We start from the raw sequence: 18,103 nt of genomic DNA, 5'->3' as shown, positions 1-18,103 counted from the left end.
CGGCTCGAAGAAGCCGCGCCGCCGTTTCCGGAGCCCTGACCGTCCTATGCAGACCGCCAACGACATTCGCCGCACGTTCCTGGACTTCTTCGCCAAGCAGGGCCACCAGATCGTGGACTCGTCGCCGCTGGTGCCGCGCAACGACCCGACGCTGATGTTCACCAACGCCGGCATGGTGCAGTTCAAGAACGTCTTCACCGGGGCGGAGCAGCGGCCGTACAAGCGGGCGACCACCTCGCAGAAATGCGTGCGCGCGGGCGGCAAGCACAACGACCTCGACAATGTCGGCTACACGGCGCGCCACCACACCTTCTTCGAGATGCTGGGGAACTTCTCCTTCGGCGACTATTTCAAGGACGACGCCATCGCGTTCGCCTGGAACCTGGTCACCAAGGAGTATGGCCTTCCCGCCGACAAGCTGCTGGTGACGGTCCACAGCAGCGACGAGGACGCCGCCGCCATCTGGCGGAAGGTCGCCGGCCTGTCGGACGACCGCATCATCCGCATCCCGACCGACGACAATTTCTGGCGGATGGGCGACACCGGCCCCTGCGGCCCCTGCTCGGAAATCTTCTTCGACCACGGCCCGTCGATCGCCGGCGGCCCGCCGGGCAGCCCGGACCAGGACGGCGACCGCTTCATCGAGATCTGGAATCTCGTCTTCATGCAGTACGAGCAGCTCGGGCCGGACAATCTGGTCCCGCTGCCCAAGCCGTCGATCGACACCGGCATGGGGCTGGAGCGTCTGGCCGCCGTCCTGCAAGGCAAGCACGACAATTACGACATCGACCTGATGCGCGCCCTGATCGTCGCGTCGGCCGAGGCGACCAAGACTGACGCCGACGGCGCCCACGCCGTGTCGCACCGGGTGATCGCCGACCATCTGCGCTCCTCCTCCTTCCTGATCGCCGACGGCGTGCTGCCGTCCAACGAGGGCCGCGGCTATGTGCTGCGTCGCATCATGCGCCGCGCCATGCGTCACGCCCACATGATCGGCGCGCGCGAGCCGCTGATGCACCGTCTGGTCCCGGCGCTGACCCAGCAGATGGGCGACGCCTATCCCGAGCTGAACCGCGCCCGCGCCCTGATCGTCGAGACCCTCAAGCTGGAGGAGACCCGCTTCAAGCAGACGCTGGAGCGCGGGCTGCGCCTGCTGGAGGACGAGGTCGGCCACCTGGGCGAGGGCCAGCCGCTGGCCGGCGAGGTCGCTTTCAAGCTGTACGACACCTACGGCTTCCCGCTCGATCTGACGCAGGACGTGCTGCGCGGGCAGGGGCGGGCGGTCGACGAGGCCGGCTTCAAGGCGTCGATGGACGAGCAGCGCCGCAAGGCCCGCGAATCCTGGGCCGGCTCGGGCGAGGTCGGCACCGAGAAGCTGTGGTACGAGATCAAGGACGAGTTGGGCGCCACCGAGTTCTTCGGCTACGACACCGAGGTCGCCGAGGGCAAGGTGACCGCCATCGTCAAGGGCGACGCCCGCGTCGACAGCGCGGCTGCCGGCGACGAGATTCTCGTCGTCGTCAACCAGACGCCCTTCTACGGCGAATCGGGCGGTCAGGCCGGCGACACCGGCGTGATCTTCTCCGCCGAGGGCACCGAGTTCGCCGTCTCCGACACCCAGAAGAAGCTGGGCGCCGTGTGGGCCCACGCCGGCACCGTCACCAAGGGCACGCTCAAGGTCGGTGACGTGGTGGAGCTGCGGGTGAATTCGGAGCGCCGCTCGGCGATCCGCGCCAACCATTCGGCCACCCACCTGCTGCACGAGGCGCTGCGCAACCGGCTGGGCGACCACGTCACCCAGAAGGGCTCGCTGGTGGCGCCGGAGCGCCTGCGCTTCGACATCAGCCAGCCCGCCGGCCTGACCGCCGCCGACATCGCGGTGGTCGAGGACGAGGTGAACCGCCGCATCCTCGCCAACAGCGAGGTGATCACCCGCCTGATGTCCCCCGACGAGGCCCGCGCCCAGGGCGCCATGGCGCTGTTCGGCGAGAAGTACGGCGACGAGGTCCGCGTCGTTTCGATGGGCGGCCCGCACGGTGAGCTCGACCGCGACTATTCGATCGAGCTGTGCGGCGGCACGCATGTGCGTCGCACCGGCGACATCGGCCTGTTCAAGATCGTCTCGGAAGGCGCCGTCGCCGCCGGCGTCCGCCGCATCGAGGCGCTGACCGGCACCGGCGCCAAGGCGTGGCTGACCGGGCGCGACCAGCTTCTGGCCGAAGCGGCCTCCGCCCTCAAGGTCAAGCCCGACGAGGTTCCGGCGCGCGTCGCCGCCCTGGTCGAGGAGCGCCGCAAGATGGAGCGCGAACTGGCCGAACTGCGCCGCCAAGTGGCGATGAGTGGCGGTGCGAAGGCCGAGGGTGGTGGCGAGGCCAAGGACGTGGCCGGCGTCAAGCTGCTCGCCCGCGTGGTCGAGGGGCTGCCCGCCAAGGATCTGAAGCCGATGGCCGATGAGCTGAAGAAGCAGGTCGGCTCCGGCGTCGTCGTGCTGATCGCCGGCAACGAGGGCAAGGCCTCCATCGTCATCGGCGTCACCGAGGATCTGACCGGCACGCTCAGCGCCGTCGATCTGGTCCGCGCCGGCGCCGAGGCGCTGGGCGGCAAGGGTGGCGGCGGCCGTCCCGACATGGCGCAGGCCGGTGGCCCCGACGTGTCGCTGGCCCCGGCGGCGATCGCGGCCATCGAGGTGGCCATCGCCGCCAAGAAGGCGTCCTGATCGAACCACGGCCCCCGCACCGACGCCGGGGGCCGTTTTCCTTGCGGTGGTCGCCGCGTCTTGATCCGCCGCGCCCTGATCCCTGGATCCCGAGGAACACCGTCCCATGCGCTTCACCGGAACCGACAGCTACGTCGCCACCGAGGATCTGATGGTGGCGGTCAATGCCGCCGTCGCGCTGGAGCGCCCGCTGCTGGTCAAGGGCGAACCCGGCACCGGAAAGACCGTGCTGGCGGTGGAGATCGCCCGCGCGCTGAACCGGCCGCTGCTGTCCTGGCATGTCAAGTCGACGACCAAGGCGCAGCAGGGACTCTACGAGTACGACGCGGTCAGCCGCCTGCGCGACAGCCAGCTCGGCGAGGCCAAGGTCCACGACATCGCCAACTACATCGTGCGCGGCAAGCTGTGGGAAGCCTTCGAGGCGCCGGTGCCGCCGGTCCTGCTGATCGACGAGATCGACAAGGCCGACATCGAGTTCCCCAACGACCTGCTGCTGGAACTCGACCGCATGGAGTTCCACGTCTACGAGACGCGCCAGACCATCAAGGCGGCCAAGCGCCCGATCGTCATCATCACCTCGAACAACGAGAAGGAGCTGCCAGACGCCTTCCTGCGCCGCTGCTTCTTCCACTACATCCGCTTCCCCGACCGCGCGACGATGGAACGGATCGTCGAGGTTCATTACCCCGGCCTTAAGGCGGCGTTGCTGCGCGAGGCGCTGAACCTGTTCTACGATCTGCGCGAGGTGCCGGGGCTGAAGAAGAAGCCCTCGACCTCGGAGCTGCTCGACTGGATCAAGCTGCTGATGGTCGAGGACATCGACCCGGAAACCCTGCGGGCCAAGGACGCCCGCAAGCTGATCCCGCCGCTGTGCGGCGCCCTGCTGAAGAACGAGCAGGACGTCCACATGCTGGAGCGGCTGGCCTTCCTGGCCAAGCGCGGGGACCGCTGAGCCGGTATCCGGTTCGGAAAAGCGCCGATGGCGGCTTGACCGCCAACAACACCGATGCGGCTTGACCGCCGCCACGGCAACGGCTATTCAGGATCCATGACTTACCTCCACACCATGCGAATGCGAATTATCGGCCCGGCGCTCTGAAGCGCCGGTTGTCTGCCGCTCGCGTTCGTTGATTGTGTGGAGTGTGTGGCGTGTCGCTGCACCGTGTGGCCTCCGGAGCCCTCAATCCGGTTCTTTTTCCTTCTGACGCTTCGATCCGTGGGTTCACGATTCCGCGCCGTGGAATCGTGCTTGGCGAGCGAATGCGGGACTCGGCGCGAATTATCTCCCCGGTCCGCTGAGGCGGTCCGGGTCACGCCCGACATTTCCCGACCGTTCGTTCCCAAGGAACCGCCCGATGCACACCGCGCATGCCGATGCCGCGCGCACGCTTTCCGTCTGCGCCTCATCCGAAGACCGTCTGCCCGCTTGGCTGCCGCTGAGCGCCGTCACCGACGCGGCGGAGCGTCTGGCCGGCCACATCGTCCGCACGCCGCTGCTCCACGCCCCGGCGCTCGGCCGCGACCTGTGGCTGAAGGCCGAGACCTTTCAGGCCACCGGCGCCTTCAAGGAGCGCGGCGCCCTGAACCGCCTGCTGCGCCTGACCGCTCCCGAGAGGGCCGGGGGGGTGATCGCCATGTCGGCCGGCAACCACGCGCAGGGCGTGGCGCTGCACGCGCGGCGCCTCGGCGTCAAGGCGACCATCGTGATGCCGGAGACGGCGCCGCGCTGCAAGGTGGAGCGGACGGCGGCGCTTGGCGCCGAGGTGCTGCTGCACGGCACCACGGTGGGCGACGCCAAGGGCAGGGCCCTGGAACTGGCGGGCGAACGGCGCCTGACCTTCCTGCACCCCTACGACGATCCGGACGTGATCGCCGGGCAGGGGACGGTGGGGCTGGAGGTGCTGGCCGACCTTCCGGACGCTCAGACGCTGGTGGTGCCGGTCGGCGGCGGCGGTCTGCTTGCGGGGATCGCGGCCGCGGCCAAGGCGCTCAAGCCGTCGCTGCGGGTGGTCGGGGTGCGGCTGGCGCGGCGTGGCGGCCCGACCCTGGCCGACGGCATCAACGTCCACGCGCTGGGCAAGCTGCCGCGGGAAATCGTCGCCACGCTGGTCGACGATCTGGTCGAGGTCGAGGAAGCTGAGATCGCGGCGGCGATGCGCGCCCTCCACGACTCCTTCGGCGTGGTGGCCGAAGGGGCGGGAGCGGCGGCGGTGGCCGCCTGCCTGTGCGGCCGGCTCGACCGGACCGGGCGCACGGTGGCGGTGCTGTCCGGCCGCAACGTTGACGGCGACACGCTGGCCCGCACCCTGGCGGCGGCGTAGGATCGGCGGATGGTGCCGAACAGCCGGAGGGCGGGAGCATGACGGGAACAGAGGGGTTGGCGTCCACGGTCCGGGCGATGCGCCCCTTCGTGCCCGCCAGGGACTTCGGTGAAAGCCAGCGCTTCTACGCGGCCCTCGGATTCCAGGCGCGTCCGCTCGGAGACGGGCTGGCCGAGCTGCGGTTGGGGCAGGGGACCTTCTCCTTCCTGCTCCAGGATTTCTACGTCAAGGAGTTCGCGGAAAACCTGATGATGCATCTGCTGGTCGAGGACATCGACCGCTGGTGGCGTCACATCGAATCCCTGGCGCTCGGCGAGCGGTTCGGCGTCATTCCTCCGCGGCCGCCCAAGACGGAGGAGTGGGGGATGCGTGTGGTCTATCTCTGGGATCCGGCGGGTGTGCTTTGGCACATCGCGGCGGACGCGTGATTCCGGAATCCGGCACCAAAGGGCCAGCCGGAACGTCGCTGCCGGGACGTCGTTGCGGCGAATTTCCTAACTCTTCATTGCGCCGCAGCAAAGCATGGAAGCTATGATGCGGATGATCTATATTGGGAAGATCATGTAAAAAATCCCCGAAGGCGCCGAGAGGTGATTGATATGGCGGATGATTTCCCCCACACCATTTCGTCATCCCCTGCGTCGGTAATTTACGAACGTCCGAAGGCGGCACACAGTTTCTTTGATAACCTGCAAGGGCAACTGTTCGGCGTCGTCATGACGTCCTTCGGTATCGCCATCCTGCACGCCGCCGGCCTGATCACCGGGCAGGCGGCCGGGCTGGCTTTTGTGATTTCCTACGCGACAGGCATAAATTTTGGAATTCTGTTCTTCCTGGTGAATTTGCCCTTCTATTTTCTTGCCCTGGCGCGGATCGGGGTGCGCTTCACCGTCAGCTCCCTGATCGCCGTCACCGGCATCTCGCTGCTGTCGAGCTTCCTGCCCAGCGTCATGAGTTTCAGCAGCATCGATCCCTACGCCGCCGCGGTGCTGGCCGGCTTCTGCGTCGGGATCGGCGTGATCGGCCTGTTCCGCCATGGGGCCAGCGGCGGCGGGGTCGGCATCCTTGCCTATTATGTGCAGGAGAAGACGGGCTTCCGCGCCGGGTGGCTGCAAGCCCTGTTCGATGTGGTGATCTTCTCGGCCGCCGCCTTCGTGGTGGATCTCCAGGCGCTGGCGGCCTCGGCCCTCGGGGCGGCGGTGCTGAACGCCTTCGTGTCGTTCAACCACCGCGCCGACTGGTACGTCGCGCGCTAGGCGTGCCCCGGAAAGGGGCGGGTCACTCCCGCCCGAGCACCCGGTCCACCACCGCGTCGGCCCATTCGCGGGAGCGGAAGCTGGCCTTGGCCTCGACCGGGTCGTAGACCCGCTCCACCCAGTCCCAGAAGGCGATCGGCCGCTTCTCGTTGTAGGCGGCGTAGAGGTCGAAGAAATAGTCCAGGATCCCGGTCTTCGCCTGCTTGAAGTGGCCGTATTTCCAGGAAAGCTGCTTCATCGCCTCGGGCAGCGGCTGCTGTTCGTGGACGAACATGAACAGGGTGGACATGAATCCGGCGCGGTCGGCGCCCGACTTGCAATGCATCAGCGCCGGATACTGCATGGTGCGGAACAGCTCGCGGGCCTTCAGAAGGGTTTCCTTCTTCGGCATGTCGCGGGAGTTCACCGGAAAGTCGACCAGTTCAAGCCCGTGCAGTTTGCAGGCTTCCGCCTCCAGGATGTAGGAGGCGCAGTCGCGCCCGCCGCGCAGGTTCAGGATGGTGCGCACACCGTTGCGCGCCGCCGCGGCGATGTGCGAGGGCGAGGGCTGGCTCGCCCGGTACATGTTGGGCGAGATGCGGTAGGTGTTCGAATAGATCAGCCGGAAGCAGGCATGGTCGATGAACACGCTTTCGAAATGGCCGAGCCCCCGCTGCCAGGGGGAGGCCATGCGGCCCCGCCCACGCTTGATGCCGTCCGCGAGCGCCGTGGTGATGCGGCGCAGAAACCATTTTTTGGCCAACGGGAACCCTTCCGGATGCTACGGGCGCCAACATAGGCGCGCGGCGGGCGGCGTCAAGCGGCCTCGCCGGTGAAGCGGCCCTGCAAACGCCGGTAGATGCCGTAGCGGGCGCCCAGCGCGAGCACGATCTCCATGTACAGGTTGATCAGGCCGTTGGCGTAGAAGGCCGGACAGCCTGTGTAATGGCGCTCTCCCGCCATGGCGGTCGGCTCGATCAGGTCGGGGTTCAGCAGGATGACGTTCTGGTCCTCGTCGTAGACGAAGGCGCTCTGGTCGGGATCCAGCGGATGGATGGCCTGATGGTCGTCGGCCTCGATCCGCCCGGCGGCCATGAACTGGCACAGCATGCCGAGGCTGCCCATCGCCAGCGGCAGGATCTGCTTCAGGCTGCGGCGCGCCAGATCCTCGTAGTCGGCGGCGCTGAGGCCCGGGCGCAGCAGTGGCGCCGATTCCAGCAGGTTCCAGCAGACGTGCAGGGCGGTGTGGCTGCCGGTCTTGGTGATCGACACCATGTCGTAGCCGGACGGCGAGTGCAGCACGGAGCTTTCCAGCGCCTGCGCCAGCAGGTAGGAGGCGGCGGCCATCTCGCTGATGGTGCCCTCGGCACGGCAGCGGTCCTCCTCGACCATCACCTTGATCGCCCACTCCTTGATGATGGCGTCGAGCAGATGGCAGATGGAATCGCGCAGGAAGCCGACCAGACGGTCGGGATCGGCCGCGTCCAGCGCGGCCGGGTCGGTGACGTCCAGCCCATGCGGCGAATCCGGCGGGTTGGGCAGGATCACATGGCCATCGTCGTCCAGCGGCATGCGGGCGACGATGTGGTCGCGCAGGTCGCCGTACAGCATCGCCAGCAGCGTGTTGATGACGACCTTCTCGTAATCCTCCTTGCGGGTGTCGGCGTGGACCGGGCAATGGCCGCCGAGCGCCTGCAACTCCTCGCCGAACAGACAGTTCGGGTCCTCGGCGATGCGGTGGAGCAGGGGGGCGAGGTTGATCCGCGTCATCCCCGCCTCCTCGTGCGCGGCGAGGTAGGCGAGGGCGAAATTGTTGGCGCGGGCCATGGGCTCAAGCCTCCTGCAAACGGTCGTAGGCGTGGTAGTCGAGCGCCAGCCCGGCGGCGATGTCGAGGTACAGCTTGATCAGCCCGGTCGTGTAGAAGGCCGGACAGCCGGTGTAGTAGCGCTCGCCGGGCTTGGCGAAGGTCACGATGGGGGCGCCGTTCAGGCGGATCAGCCCGGCATCGTCCAGCACGAAGGCGGTCTGGTTCGCGGGCAGCCGGTGGACGGCGAGCCCGTCATGCGGCTCGATCCCGCTTTCCTCCATGTAATGGACCAGCATGCCGAGGCTGGCCATGGAGAGCGGCAGGATCTGCTTCAGGCTGCGGCGGACGAGGTCGTCGTAGAAGGCGGCGTCGCGTCCCGGCACCAGCAACGGCGCGGCCTCGACCAGCGCCCAGCAGATGTGGATCGCGGTGTGGCTGCCGGTCTTGGTGATCGACAGCATGTCGTAGCCGGCGCGCTGGTAGAGGGGGGACTCCTCCAGCGCCGTGCGCAGCACGAAGGTCGCCGCCGCGTCGAGGGAGATCTCGCCCGAGCCGAGGGAGCGGTAATGCTCCTCCTCCTTCAGCAGCTCGACGACCCAGCCGCTGATCAGACCGTCGAGCAGGTGGCAGGTGGCGTCGCGCAGAACCGAGCAGAAGACGTCGGGCGCCGCCGCCGCCATGGCGTCGCGGTCGGCCGGATCGAGCCCGTGGGGCGAGCGCGGCGGGATCGGCAGCATCAGCTGCCCGGACTCGTTCAGCGGCATCTTCAGCGCGATATGGTCGCGTAGGCGGTTGAACAGGAAGGCCAGCAGCGTGTTGACGAGGATCTTGTCGGCGTCGTCCTGCGGCAGGGCGGGGGCGCCGCCGTCCTCCCCCTTGTGGAAGGGGCATTGTCCGGCCCCCTGTTTCAATTCCTGGCCGAACAGATAGGCGGGGTCGGACTGGATGCGCTGGAGGATGTGCGCGACCGACACCCGCGTCAGCCCGCCTTCGCCGTGGGCCGCGTTGAAGGTCTGGGCGAAATCGTTCGAGCGGGACTGCGGAGGCTGGGACATCGGCACGTCTTCATCGCGGAGAAAAATGGGGCAGTGCCAATACCCTAAGGTCAAAGCGCCGCTCCACGCAACGGAGCCACGGCGAAGCGGCCGGAAAGTGCCGAATTTGTCGCGTTGCCGGGTGAAGATCCCGCCTTCGGCGCCCGGAAGGGCTCCACGGCTGCTGCCGCAAGGCCCATGTGTGGAAACGGCGTTTGCGGAAACGGGGAATTCCGGCTTTTCCTTCCGTGCAGACAGATTTTGGGGGATGCCTTGCCTGACCGTTCGACGCCTGACCGTTCGACGCCTGACCGTTTGCCCCTGCCGCGCGCCGTCCTCTACGACTGGGACAACACGCTGGTGGACAATTGGGGCACCGTGCGCTCGGCCCTGAATCACGCGCTGGTTTCCTTCGATCTGGCCCCGTGGAGCGAGGAGGAGGCGCGAATCCGCATCAAGCAGTCGCTGCGCGACAGCTTCCCCCGCATCTTCGGCGAGCGCTGGACCGAGGCCCGCGACCTGTTCTACGCCTATTTCGCCGCGCATCACCTCGACCATCTCCGCCCGCTGCCCGGCGCCGAATCGCTGCTGCGGAGCTTCGCCGAGCGCGGCGTCTACCAGGCGGTGGTGTCGAACAAGAACGGGAAGTTCCTGCGCGCCGAGGCGGAGGCGCTGGGCTGGAGCGGCTATTTCGGCCGGCTGGTCGGTGCCCAGGACGCCGCCTTCGACAAGCCGCACGGCGCGCCGGTGCTGATGGCGCTGGAGCCGGCGGGACTGCCGCCCGGCCCGGACGTCTGGTTTTTGGGCGACGCCGACATCGACATGGAATGCGCCCATGGCGCGGGGCTGGTTCCGGTGCTAATAGGGCTTGGCGAGGGAAGCGGTTTCGAACGGTTTCCGCCCGCCCACCGTCACGCCGATTGCGAAGCCTTGTGTGGCTTGGTTGGCGGCGGTGGTGATACCATATCCGTCCAGTCGGGTGTTTGAGACGGTGTCGAGACACACCAAACCGACGGCTTGAACGGGGAGCGGACCGCCTGTCGCAAGGGGTCCCAAGAACATTGAAGAAGGGGGCATATAAATGTCTGAAAAAAGCCAGAACGTCCAGGACGTGTTTCTCAACCACGTCCGCAAGAACAAGACTCCCGTTACCGTCTTTCTCGTGAATGGCGTGAAACTTCAGGGCATCATCACTTGGTTCGACAACTTCTCGGTTCTGCTGCGGCGCGACGCGCATTCGCAGCTGGTCTACAAGCACGCAATTTCGACGGTCATGCCGGCGCATCCCATTCAACTGTTCGAGCCGCCCAAGGAAGGTGAAAGCGTCTGATCCCTTGACCAATGGCGAAGGCTCGGCACCGCTGGGTGCCAGCCGGGCCATCGTGGTCCACCCCGTCCTCCGCCAAGAGGCGGACGGGGCCATCCGTCCTCCCGAATCCCGTCTGGAGGAAGCGGTCGGTCTTGCCCTGGCGATCGAGCTGGACGTCGTCCACGCCGAATGCGCCAAGGTCAACCGCCCGCAACCCTCGACCCTGCTCGGCTCCGGCACCGTGGAGCACCTGGCGGAGCTGGTGGAGGAGCACGAGGCGAGCCTCGTCATCCTCGACCACGCCCTGTCCCCGGTGCAGCAGCGCAACCTGGAAAAGGCGCTGAAGGCCAAGGTCATCGACCGGACCGGCTTGATTCTGGAGATCTTCGGCGCCCGCGCCCGCACGCGGGAAGGCATGCTCCAGGTCGAGCTGGCTTCGCTGACCTACCAGAAATCCCGGCTGGTCCGCTCCTGGACCCACCTGGAACGCCAGCGCGGCGGCTTCGGCTTCCTTGGCGGTCCCGGCGAATCGCAGCTCGAGATGGATCGCCGCCTGATCGGCGACCGCATCATCAAGATCAAGAAGGAGCTGGAGGAGGTGCGGCGCACCCGCGGCCTGCACCGCAAGGCGCGCGCCAAGGTGCCCTACCCGGTGGTGGCGCTGGTCGGCTACACCAACGCCGGCAAGTCCACCCTGTTCAACCGGCTGGCCAACGCCGACGTCTTCGCCAAGGATCTGCTGTTCGCCACGCTGGATCCGACCATGCGGCAGGTGACGCTGCCGTCGGGGCGCAAGGTGATCCTGTCGGACACGGTGGGCTTCATCTCCGACCTGCCGCACGGCCTTGTCGCCGCCTTCCGCGCCACGCTGGAGGAGGTCGACGCCGCCGACATCATCCTGCATGTCCGCGACATCGCCCACATCGACAGCGACGCGCAGCGGGCGGACGTGCACGCGGTGCTGGCCGACATGGAGATCGACCCGGACAGCGACGACCGCGTGATCGAGGTGTTCAACAAGATCGACGCGCTCGACGCCGACAGCCGGGCGGCGGTGCTGGCCCAGACGGCCCGCAACCCGCGCGCGGTGGCGGTGTCGGCCATCACCGGCGAGGGGTTCGACGCGCTCGACCGGCTGCTGGACGAACGGATGAACGCTCACCGGCAGGTCGTCGACCTGACGGTGGCGCTCGGCGACGGGGCGGCGCTCGCCTGGCTCTACGCCAAGGGCGAGGTGCTGGACCGCCGCGACGACGAGGAGCAGGCGCATCTCCACGTCTCGCTCGATCCCGCCGATCTGGCGCGGTTCGAAAAGAGGTTCCAGCCGTCTCAGCAGTGACCTTTTCAACTCCTGGTGCTGACCGAAAGAGAAGGGGTGCGACGGGGGGTATGACCCGTTGCATCCCACTCCGGTCTTAAGACGAATGCGGCGTGGTGATTTCTTCCGTTGCCAACAATTATAGCAACGGAGCGTGCTCGCTCCCAGGAGGAGGACTGCCAATGCGGTTGCAAACCGACCCGTCGTGCTTTTCGATCACGGCTTTCCTCGCCGATCAGGTGAGCTTGGTGGCGCGAAAGGAGAGGCTTCCGCCGGGAGCGGCTCTGCTTCGTCTCCAGGAGTGGTCGCGCACGCCGGAAGGCCGGAAGCGGCTGCTGCTCCTCGTCGTGGAGGCAGCCGCCCTGGAAACCCATCCCCACGAGGCCGCCAAGATCGACGCGATCCGCGACGAGCTGGCGGCGCGCGGCTATGACGGGCGCGACGATGGCCATGGCGGCTATGACAACGGACGGCATCACCGGGCCGCCGCCTGACTTGCCGCGTGACGGGCGGGGGGACCGCGCGCCATAATGTGGCGCGTTCTCCACCAGCCCGGTTCCTTCGTGCGTGCTCGCTTCGCCTTTCTGCCGCTGATGCTCGCGCTGGCGGGTGGTCCCGTCGCGGCCCAGCAGCCACCGGGCGGACGGCCTCCGCCGCTGCCGCCGGGCTATGTCGAGGAACCGGAGGAGCCGCCCGAGGATCCGCTGCCGCCGCCGCCGATGGAGTTTCCCATCGTCCCGCCGGAGCCGGTCGTCGTGGCGCCCGACGCGGTCGATCTGCTGAAGGCCTGCAAGGAAGCCGCCTTCACCGATTGCTTCCGTATGTGGCAGCCGCCCCCGCCCGAACCGGAACCGGTGCTGGCGTTTCCCGTTCCGCCGCCGTTGTCCGGTCCCGGCGCACCGCCTCCGCCGGGTGCGGGCGCACCGCCACCACCGCCCTTGCCGCCGCCGCACGATCCGGCGAAGGCCGCCGCCGCGGCGGCTGCCGACAAGGCGACCTTCGACGCGCTGGCCAAGGCGTTGAAGGACAGCGGCCTGGACGGCAAGGTGCTGCTGACCAACCCCTCGGCCGCCGGCCCGACCCTGCAACGCGATTCGACGCCGACGTCCAAACCAATTCCGACGAGAGCCAAGCCGTGACACGCTTCGCCCAACCCGACATCGACCGGGTGTCCGACCTGATCCGTTCCGTCGCCAAGGCGGAGATTTTGCCCTGGTTCCGCAATCTCGCCGCCGACGGCATCCGCCAGAAGACCGGTCCGATGGATCTGGTGACGCTGGCCGACGAGGCCGCGGAACGGGCGCTGACCCCGGCGCTCGCCGACCTGCTGCCCGGCAGCCGCGTGATCGGCGAGGAGGCGGCGTCGGAGAATCCGCGCGTCCTCGATCGACTCCAGGGAGACGACCCGGTGTGGATCATCGATCCGGTGGACGGGACGCTGAACTTCGCCGAGGGACGCCCGCTCTTCGCGGTGATCGTCGCGCTGGCGCAGAAGGGCGAGACCATCGCCGGCTGGATCCACGATCCCATCGACGGCCGCATGGCGACGGCGGTGAAGGGGGAGGGGGCGTGGCTCGACGGGCGCCGGGCGCGGGTGGCCGACGCGGTGCCGCTGCCCGACATGGTGGGCGCCCTGTCCACTCGCTTCTGCGGCGAGGCGATGGCCGCGCGGCTGGAGGAACGCAGCGCCGGGCTGGGCGAGCGCGTGTGCCTGTCCAGCGCCGCGCAGGAGTATCTTCGGCTGCTGGAGGGGCGGGCGCATTACTCGCTCTATCACCGGCTGATGCCGTGGGACCATGCGGCGGGCGTGCTGCTGCACGCCGAGGCCGGCGGCCACGCGGCGCTGGTCGGCGGGACTGCGGATGGCGTGCCCTACCGGCCGACCGCGTTGAACGGCAGCTTGCTGCTGGCGCCCGACGCGGAGAGCTGGCGGGCGTTGCACGGGCGGCTGTTTGGGTGAAGAGGACCGGGTGGGCCGGCGACGCTTGCCCCCACGACGCTCGCCCCCCAATCCTGCTTACCGCTGCACGAGCCCCCGCAGCCGGTACAGTTCCTCCAGCGCGGCGCGCGGGGTGAGGCTGTCCGGGTCGATGGCGAGCAGCGCTTCCTCCACTGGAGAAGGACCGGCCGGGGCGGCCGGCGCCGCCTCGGCAGCCGGAGCCGGCGCGCGTTTCAGCGCCGCGCTGAACAGCGGCAGATCCTCGGCCAAGCGGTGGATCGCCGCGTTCTGGTCGCCCGATTCCAGCAGCTTCAGCACCGCCTCCGCCCGCCCGACCACCGCCGGCGGCAGGCCGGCCAGCTTGGCGACGTGGATGCCGTAGCTGCGGTCGGCCGAGCCCGCCGTCACCTCGTGCAGGAACACCACGTCGCCCTGCCATTCCTTGATGCGCATGGTGTGGCAGGACAGCGCCGGCAGCTTGGCCGCCAGCATGGTCAGCTCGTGGTAGTGGGTGGCGAACAGCGCGCGGCAGCGGTTGACGTCGTGCAGGTTCTCCACGCAGGCCCAGGCGATCGACAGGCCGTCGAAGGTCGCCGTGCCGCGCCCGATCTCGTCGAGGATCACCAGCGCGCGCGGGCCGGACTGGTTGAGGATGGCGGCGGTCTCGACCATCTCGACCATGAAGGTGGAACGGCCGCGCGCCAGATCGTCGGCGGCGCCGACGCGGCTGTAGAGCCGGTCCACCGACCCGATGTGGGCGTGGTCGGCCGGCACGAAACTCCCCATCTGCGCCAGCACGGCGATCAGCGCGTTCTGCCGCAGGAAGGTGGATTTGCCGGCCATGTTCGGGCCGGTCAGCAGCCACAGCCGGTTGTCGGTCGCCAGATCGCAGTCGTTGGCGACGAAAGGCCCGCTGTTGGCGGAATCCAGCATCGCCTCGACCACCGGGTGGCGCCCGCCGCGGATGTCGAAAGCCAGCGAGCCGTCGACCAGCGGGCGGGAATAGCGCCGCTCCATCGCCAGCTCGGCCAGAGAGGTGGCGACGTCGAGAGCCGCCAGCGCGTGGGCTGCCTGGGCGATGGCGTCGGCGCGGCTCGTCACCTCCTCGACCAGATCGGCGAACAGCTCCAGCTCGACCGCCAGCGCCTTGTCGGCGGCCTCGGAAATGCGGCGCTCCAGGTCCGACAGCTCCACCGTGCCGAAGCGCACGGCGTTCGCCATGGTCTGGCGGTGCATGAAGACCTCGCGCCCCTTGTCCGACATCAGCTTGTCGGCGTGGGCGGCCGTGACCTCGATGTGATAGCCCAGCACGTTGTTGTGCTTGATCTTCAGCGCCGGCACCCCGGCGATCCCGGCGTATTTCGCCTGGAGGCCGGCGATCAGCCGGCGGCTCTCGTCGCGCAGCGTCACCAGCTCGTCGAGCGCGTAGGAATAGCCCGGCGCGATGAAGCCTCCGTCGCGGGCCAGCAGCGGCAGCTCCGCCGCCAGCGCCTGGCCGAGCTGGCCGACCAGTTCCGTGTGCTCGCCCAGCCGCTTGTCGACCACGCCCAGCCCGTCCGGCAGCGGCCCGATGTTGCTCAGCAGATGCCGCACCGCGCCGGACTGGAGCAGCCCGTCGCGCACCGCCGCCAGATCGCGCGGGCCGCCGCGCCCCAGCGTCAGCCGCGACAGCGCGCGTTCCAGGTCGGGGCAGCGCTTCAGCGTCTCGCGCAGCTCGCCGCGCAGCCGCTCCTCGTTGAGCGCGAACTCGACCATGTCGAGCCGCTTGGCGATGGCGGCCGGGTCGGTCAGCGGCGCCGACAGGTGGGCGGCCAGCAGGCGGGCGCCGGCCCCCGTCACCGTGCGGTCGATGGTGGCGAGCAGGCTGCCGCGCCGCTCGCCGTTCATGGTGCGGGTCAGCTCCAGATTGCGGCGGGTCGAGGCGTCGATCTCGATCACCGCGCCCGGCCCGACCCGGCGTGGCGGCGACAGGCGGGGAACCCGGCCCTTCTGCGTCAGCTCGACATAGCCGACCAGGGCGCCGGCCGCCGCCACCTCGGCGCGGGTGAAGCTGCCGAAGGCGTCGAGCGTGCCGACCCCGTAGAGCGCCAGCAGGCGCTGCCGGCCGTTCTCGCTGTCGAATCGCGGGGTGGGCTGCACGGTCAGGCGGGACTTCCACTCGCCCCACAGCTCGAACAGGTCGGGCTGCTGGCCGAGCTTCTCGGAGATCAGAACCTCCTGCGGGTCGAGCCTCCCGAGCGCCGCCCCCAGTCCCGCGCGCTCGACCGGCTGCACCACCAGCTCGCCGGTCGACATCTCCAGCCAGGCGAGCCCGACCCCGCCGGCCGTCTCCGCCACCGCCGCCAGCCAGTTGGAGGAGCGCGAATCGAGCAGGCTGTCCTCGGTCAGCGTGCCGGGGGTGACGATGCGGATGACGCCGCGCTTGACCACCGATTTGGCGCCGCGCTTCTTCGCCTCCGACGGGTCCTCCATCTGCTCGCAGATGGCGACGCGGAAGCCCAGGCGGATCAGGCGCAGCAGATAGTTCTCGTGGCTGTGGACCGGGACGCCGCACATCGGGATATCCTCGCCCAGATGCTGGCCGCGCTTGGTCAGCGCGATGTCCAGCGCCGCCGCCGCGTTGACCGCGTCGTCGAAGAACATCTCGTAGAAATCGCCCATCCGGTAGAACAGCAGGCAGTCGGCGTGCGCCCGCTTGATCTCCAGATACTGCGCCATCATCGGCGTGGCGTCGGGCGGGATGACGATGGTGGCGGCTGCGGTGGCTGCTGCGGGGGCGGCGGTGTCGGACACGGGAACGTTCAACCGTCTTGATCGGAGGGAAAGGCGGGGCGGCGGGGGTGGGGCAACCCTATCACGGCGCATGCATACCGGGCCATGTCCTGGTCGAACAACCCGGAGGCGCTCCCGCCACAGGGATTGCGACACCCTCGCCATTGACGGGCGCCGTGGCGCAGCCGTTCAATGGAGCGTCAACGAACGGAAGCGACCGGGAGACGTCCACCATGACGCAGACGACCGAACAGAGCGCCGCCCGCGAGGTGCGGGAGGTCGTTGCCCTCTTCACCGACCGCGCCGGATTCGACCGCGCGGTGGCGGCCTTGCTGGAGGCGGGATTCGACCGCTCCGATCTGTCGGTGCTGGCGAGCCACACCTCGCTCGACGCCGCCGACCCCAAGGCCGCCAAGCCGAAGGACGAGGCGCTGACCGGGCTGGTGGGCGAGCTGAAATACGCCTTTCCGTTGACCACCGCCGGCCTCATCGCCATCGTCGGCGGCCCCATCGAGGCGGCGTTCGCGGCGCTGGTCGCCGCTGGGCTGGGCGGGGTCGCCATCAAGGATTACCTGGACGAGCTGACCAGCCACCCCAAGCCCGACGAGTTCTCCCGCGCGCTGGAGGCCGGTGGCGTCATCCTGTGGGTGATGGTCGGCGCCCCGGAGGACGAACTGCGCGCCAGCGCCATCCTGGAGCGCGAGGGCGGCGGCAACGTCCATCTCTCGACCCGCGAGGCGTAAGGAAAGCCGGCCCGGCACGTCAGGCGGTCAGGTCGACCGCCGCGCCGCGCTGGGCGTCCTTGCCGGCCAGCCGGCGCTTCAGCTCCTCGGCGATCTCCTTTTCGATCGCCGAGCGCTTCTCCGGGTCCATGGCGGCCAGATCCTCCTCGCTCACCTTGTGCCGGGCGAGCAGTTCTTCCCGGATGCGTTGGGCCGGGGTCTTCTGCGCCTCCTTGATGAAGGCGTCGGCTGCGCTGACCTTGGTCGGCTCCGGCGCGCCTGTGGCATCGCCGTTCTTCACGGAGGAGGTGGAGCCGGAGCGGAACTGGCCGTAGACGCTGGCCAGATAGCCGGAAATCTGCATGACGGTTTCTCTCGACCGATGGGACGGGAGACGGCCACGCAAGTTTCATGCAAACTCAAGGATGCTTTCTTTTCAACCGCTTGAAACGAGCTGTCGGGAGCAGGGGCTGCCGGGCGGCAGAATTGGCCGGGCGGTTCCTGCCGCCTTCAGGCTGCCTGGACGCGCATGGCCTCCGCCGGATCGACCGGGCGCAGCCCCCACGCCTTGAACTCCGCCTGGACGATCGAGGCCCAGCCCATGCGGACGACCACCAGCTTGAAGCGGTCGCCAACGTCGCGGCTGGCGACGAGGTCGTTCACCTGCCACAACAGGCTGTTGTCCATCGCCCTGGGATGCAGGGCCGCCACCCGCATCAGCCGGGCCGCCAGGGTGGCCGGGGAATGACGGCCCTCGCCGCGTTCGGCCTGCGACAGCGCGTCGCCGAGCGCCGCCAGCTCACGCCGCGCCATGTCCCCCGTTCCGATCATCGCCCGTTTTCCTCCGCTGGACTCCGGATGGATCATGCGCGGCCGGGTGGGGATCCGCAGTGACGGCGGTCACACCCGCGAGGCGACGTTGCGCGGTC

Annotated in this window: 18 protein-coding genes; 12 read left to right on the top strand and 6 right to left on the bottom strand. The window is 68.7% G+C overall.

All coding sequences use genetic code 11. From position 1 onward, the window contains the following. Window positions 1-46: 46 nt before the first annotated feature. The 5 genes from alaS to J2847_RS04480 all read left to right on the top strand — a co-directional run bounded on the left by alaS (window position 47) and on the right by J2847_RS04480 (window position 6,293). The gene (gene alaS, locus J2847_RS04500) at window positions 47-2,716 is read left to right on the top strand and encodes an alanine--tRNA ligase (protein WP_209777265.1); all 2,670 of its coding nucleotides are present in this window, start codon (window positions 47-49) and stop codon (window positions 2,714-2,716) included. A gap of 106 nt (window positions 2,717-2,822) precedes the next feature. Then, window positions 2,823-3,668 carry an AAA family ATPase gene (locus J2847_RS04495; protein ID WP_209777263.1) on the top strand — a complete coding sequence of 282 codons (846 nt, stop codon included), beginning with the start codon at window positions 2,823-2,825 and terminating at the stop codon, window positions 3,666-3,668. Window positions 3,669-4,071: 403 nt separating this feature from the next. Then, window positions 4,072-5,037, top strand: a complete 966-nt coding sequence (locus J2847_RS04490) for a pyridoxal-phosphate dependent enzyme (protein ID WP_209777262.1) — start codon at window positions 4,072-4,074, stop codon at window positions 5,035-5,037. 38 nt (window positions 5,038-5,075) lie between these two features. After that, complete coding sequence (locus J2847_RS04485) at window positions 5,076-5,465, top strand: VOC family protein (protein ID WP_209777260.1); 390 nt, start codon at window positions 5,076-5,078, stop codon at window positions 5,463-5,465. Window positions 5,466-5,636: 171 nt separating this feature from the next. Next, window positions 5,637-6,293 carry a YitT family protein gene (locus J2847_RS04480; protein WP_211114599.1) on the top strand — a complete coding sequence of 219 codons (657 nt, stop codon included), beginning with the start codon at window positions 5,637-5,639 and terminating at the stop codon, window positions 6,291-6,293. A 22-nt stretch (window positions 6,294-6,315) separates the two neighbouring features. On the opposite strand, the gene J2847_RS04475 is transcribed toward J2847_RS04480, so the two are convergent. From J2847_RS04475 to J2847_RS04465, 3 genes are read right to left on the bottom strand one after another with little or no spacing between them, the layout of a single operon-like run. Further along, window positions 6,316-7,035 (bottom strand): fused DSP-PTPase phosphatase/NAD kinase-like protein, encoded by a 720-nt coding sequence (locus J2847_RS04475; RefSeq protein WP_233474266.1) that lies wholly within the window; start codon window positions 7,033-7,035, stop codon window positions 6,316-6,318. Between the two features lie 53 nt (window positions 7,036-7,088). Further along, window positions 7,089-8,099 carry a hypothetical protein gene (locus J2847_RS04470; protein ID WP_209777257.1) on the bottom strand — a complete coding sequence of 337 codons (1,011 nt, stop codon included), beginning with the start codon at window positions 8,097-8,099 and terminating at the stop codon, window positions 7,089-7,091. A gap of 4 nt (window positions 8,100-8,103) precedes the next feature. Then, window positions 8,104-9,135 carry a hypothetical protein gene (locus tag J2847_RS04465; RefSeq protein ID WP_209777256.1) on the bottom strand — a complete coding sequence of 344 codons (1,032 nt, stop codon included), beginning with the start codon at window positions 9,133-9,135 and terminating at the stop codon, window positions 8,104-8,106. A gap of 252 nt (window positions 9,136-9,387) precedes the next feature. Between J2847_RS04465 and J2847_RS04460 the strand changes: the two genes are divergently transcribed. The 6 genes from J2847_RS04460 to J2847_RS04435 all read left to right on the top strand — a co-directional run bounded on the left by J2847_RS04460 (window position 9,388) and on the right by J2847_RS04435 (window position 13,701). Continuing rightward, on the top strand, window positions 9,388-10,101 hold the full coding sequence (locus J2847_RS04460) for an HAD family hydrolase (protein WP_233474265.1): 714 nt from the start codon (window positions 9,388-9,390) through the stop codon (window positions 10,099-10,101). Between the two features lie 94 nt (window positions 10,102-10,195). Next, window positions 10,196-10,444, top strand: coding sequence for an RNA chaperone Hfq (gene hfq, locus J2847_RS04455; RefSeq protein ID WP_012974114.1), 249 nt, complete (start codon window positions 10,196-10,198; stop codon window positions 10,442-10,444). Window positions 10,445-10,496: 52 nt separating this feature from the next. Continuing rightward, window positions 10,497-11,762, top strand: coding sequence for a GTPase HflX (gene hflX / locus J2847_RS04450; RefSeq protein ID WP_209777340.1), 1,266 nt, complete (start codon window positions 10,497-10,499; stop codon window positions 11,760-11,762). Between the two features lie 161 nt (window positions 11,763-11,923). Beyond that, window positions 11,924-12,235, top strand: a complete 312-nt coding sequence (locus J2847_RS04445) for a hypothetical protein (protein ID WP_209777252.1) — start codon at window positions 11,924-11,926, stop codon at window positions 12,233-12,235. A 36-nt stretch (window positions 12,236-12,271) separates the two neighbouring features. Next, on the top strand, window positions 12,272-12,880 hold the full coding sequence (locus J2847_RS04440; protein ID WP_209777251.1) for a hypothetical protein: 609 nt from the start codon (window positions 12,272-12,274) through the stop codon (window positions 12,878-12,880). Beyond that, window positions 12,877-13,701 carry an inositol monophosphatase family protein gene (locus J2847_RS04435; protein ID WP_209777249.1) on the top strand — a complete coding sequence of 275 codons (825 nt, stop codon included), beginning with the start codon at window positions 12,877-12,879 and terminating at the stop codon, window positions 13,699-13,701. The genes J2847_RS04440 and J2847_RS04435 overlap by 4 nt, the downstream gene beginning before the upstream one ends. Before the next feature lie 57 nt (window positions 13,702-13,758). On the opposite strand, the gene mutS is transcribed toward J2847_RS04435, so the two are convergent. Further along, on the bottom strand, window positions 13,759-16,401 hold the full coding sequence (gene mutS / locus J2847_RS04430; RefSeq protein WP_209777338.1) for a DNA mismatch repair protein MutS: 2,643 nt from the start codon (window positions 16,399-16,401) through the stop codon (window positions 13,759-13,761). A 284-nt stretch (window positions 16,402-16,685) separates the two neighbouring features. Between mutS and J2847_RS04425 the strand changes: the two genes are divergently transcribed. Further along, complete coding sequence (locus tag J2847_RS04425; RefSeq protein ID WP_209777248.1) at window positions 16,686-17,195, top strand: hypothetical protein; 510 nt, start codon at window positions 16,686-16,688, stop codon at window positions 17,193-17,195. 19 nt (window positions 17,196-17,214) lie between these two features. Here the strand turns inward: J2847_RS04425 and J2847_RS04420 are convergent, their stop codons facing one another. Together J2847_RS04420 and J2847_RS04415 are read right to left on the bottom strand one after the other, a co-directional pair. Then, a complete protein-coding gene (locus J2847_RS04420; RefSeq protein ID WP_209777246.1) occupies window positions 17,215-17,538 on the bottom strand; it encodes a hypothetical protein in 324 nt (107 codons plus the stop codon). Window positions 17,539-17,684: 146 nt separating this feature from the next. After that, entirely contained in the window at window positions 17,685-18,005 is a 321-nt protein-coding gene (locus J2847_RS04415) for a hypothetical protein (protein WP_209777245.1), read from the bottom strand. Between the last annotated feature and the right edge of the window lie 98 nt (window positions 18,006-18,103).

It is taken from the genome of Azospirillum agricola, assembly GCF_017876095.1.
Classification (GTDB): Bacteria; Pseudomonadota; Alphaproteobacteria; order Azospirillales; family Azospirillaceae; genus Azospirillum; species Azospirillum agricola.
Note: the sequence above shows the minus strand (reverse complement) of the source record. Positions and strands in the feature narration are given on the sequence as shown.

Excerpts from the sequence above, each read along its gene's own strand:
- J2847_RS04470 (WP_209777257.1), bottom strand. The coding sequence starts at position 8,099 with ATGGCCCGCGCCAACAATTTCGCCCTCGCCTACCTCGCCGCGCACGAG.
- J2847_RS04425 (WP_209777248.1), top strand. The coding sequence starts at position 16,686 with ATGACGCAGACGACCGAACAGAGCGCCGCCCGCGAGGTGCGGGAGGTC.
- J2847_RS04415 (WP_209777245.1), bottom strand. The coding sequence starts at position 18,005 with ATGATCGGAACGGGGGACATGGCGCGGCGTGAGCTGGCGGCGCTCGGC.
- hfq (WP_012974114.1), top strand. The coding sequence starts at position 10,196 with ATGTCTGAAAAAAGCCAGAACGTCCAGGACGTGTTTCTCAACCACGTC.
- J2847_RS04485 (WP_209777260.1), top strand. The coding sequence starts at position 5,076 with ATGACGGGAACAGAGGGGTTGGCGTCCACGGTCCGGGCGATGCGCCCC.
- J2847_RS04440 (WP_209777251.1), top strand. The coding sequence starts at position 12,272 with ATGTGGCGCGTTCTCCACCAGCCCGGTTCCTTCGTGCGTGCTCGCTTC.
- J2847_RS04465 (WP_209777256.1), bottom strand. The coding sequence starts at position 9,135 with ATGTCCCAGCCTCCGCAGTCCCGCTCGAACGATTTCGCCCAGACCTTC.
- J2847_RS04445 (WP_209777252.1), top strand. The coding sequence starts at position 11,924 with ATGCGGTTGCAAACCGACCCGTCGTGCTTTTCGATCACGGCTTTCCTC.
- J2847_RS04480 (WP_211114599.1), top strand. The coding sequence starts at position 5,637 with ATGGCGGATGATTTCCCCCACACCATTTCGTCATCCCCTGCGTCGGTA.
- J2847_RS04420 (WP_209777246.1), bottom strand. The coding sequence starts at position 17,538 with ATGCAGATTTCCGGCTATCTGGCCAGCGTCTACGGCCAGTTCCGCTCC.
- J2847_RS04490 (WP_209777262.1), top strand. The coding sequence starts at position 4,072 with ATGCACACCGCGCATGCCGATGCCGCGCGCACGCTTTCCGTCTGCGCC.
- mutS (WP_209777338.1), bottom strand. The coding sequence starts at position 16,401 with ATGATGGCGCAGTATCTGGAGATCAAGCGGGCGCACGCCGACTGCCTG.
- alaS (WP_209777265.1), top strand. The coding sequence starts at position 47 with ATGCAGACCGCCAACGACATTCGCCGCACGTTCCTGGACTTCTTCGCC.
- J2847_RS04495 (WP_209777263.1), top strand. The coding sequence starts at position 2,823 with ATGCGCTTCACCGGAACCGACAGCTACGTCGCCACCGAGGATCTGATG.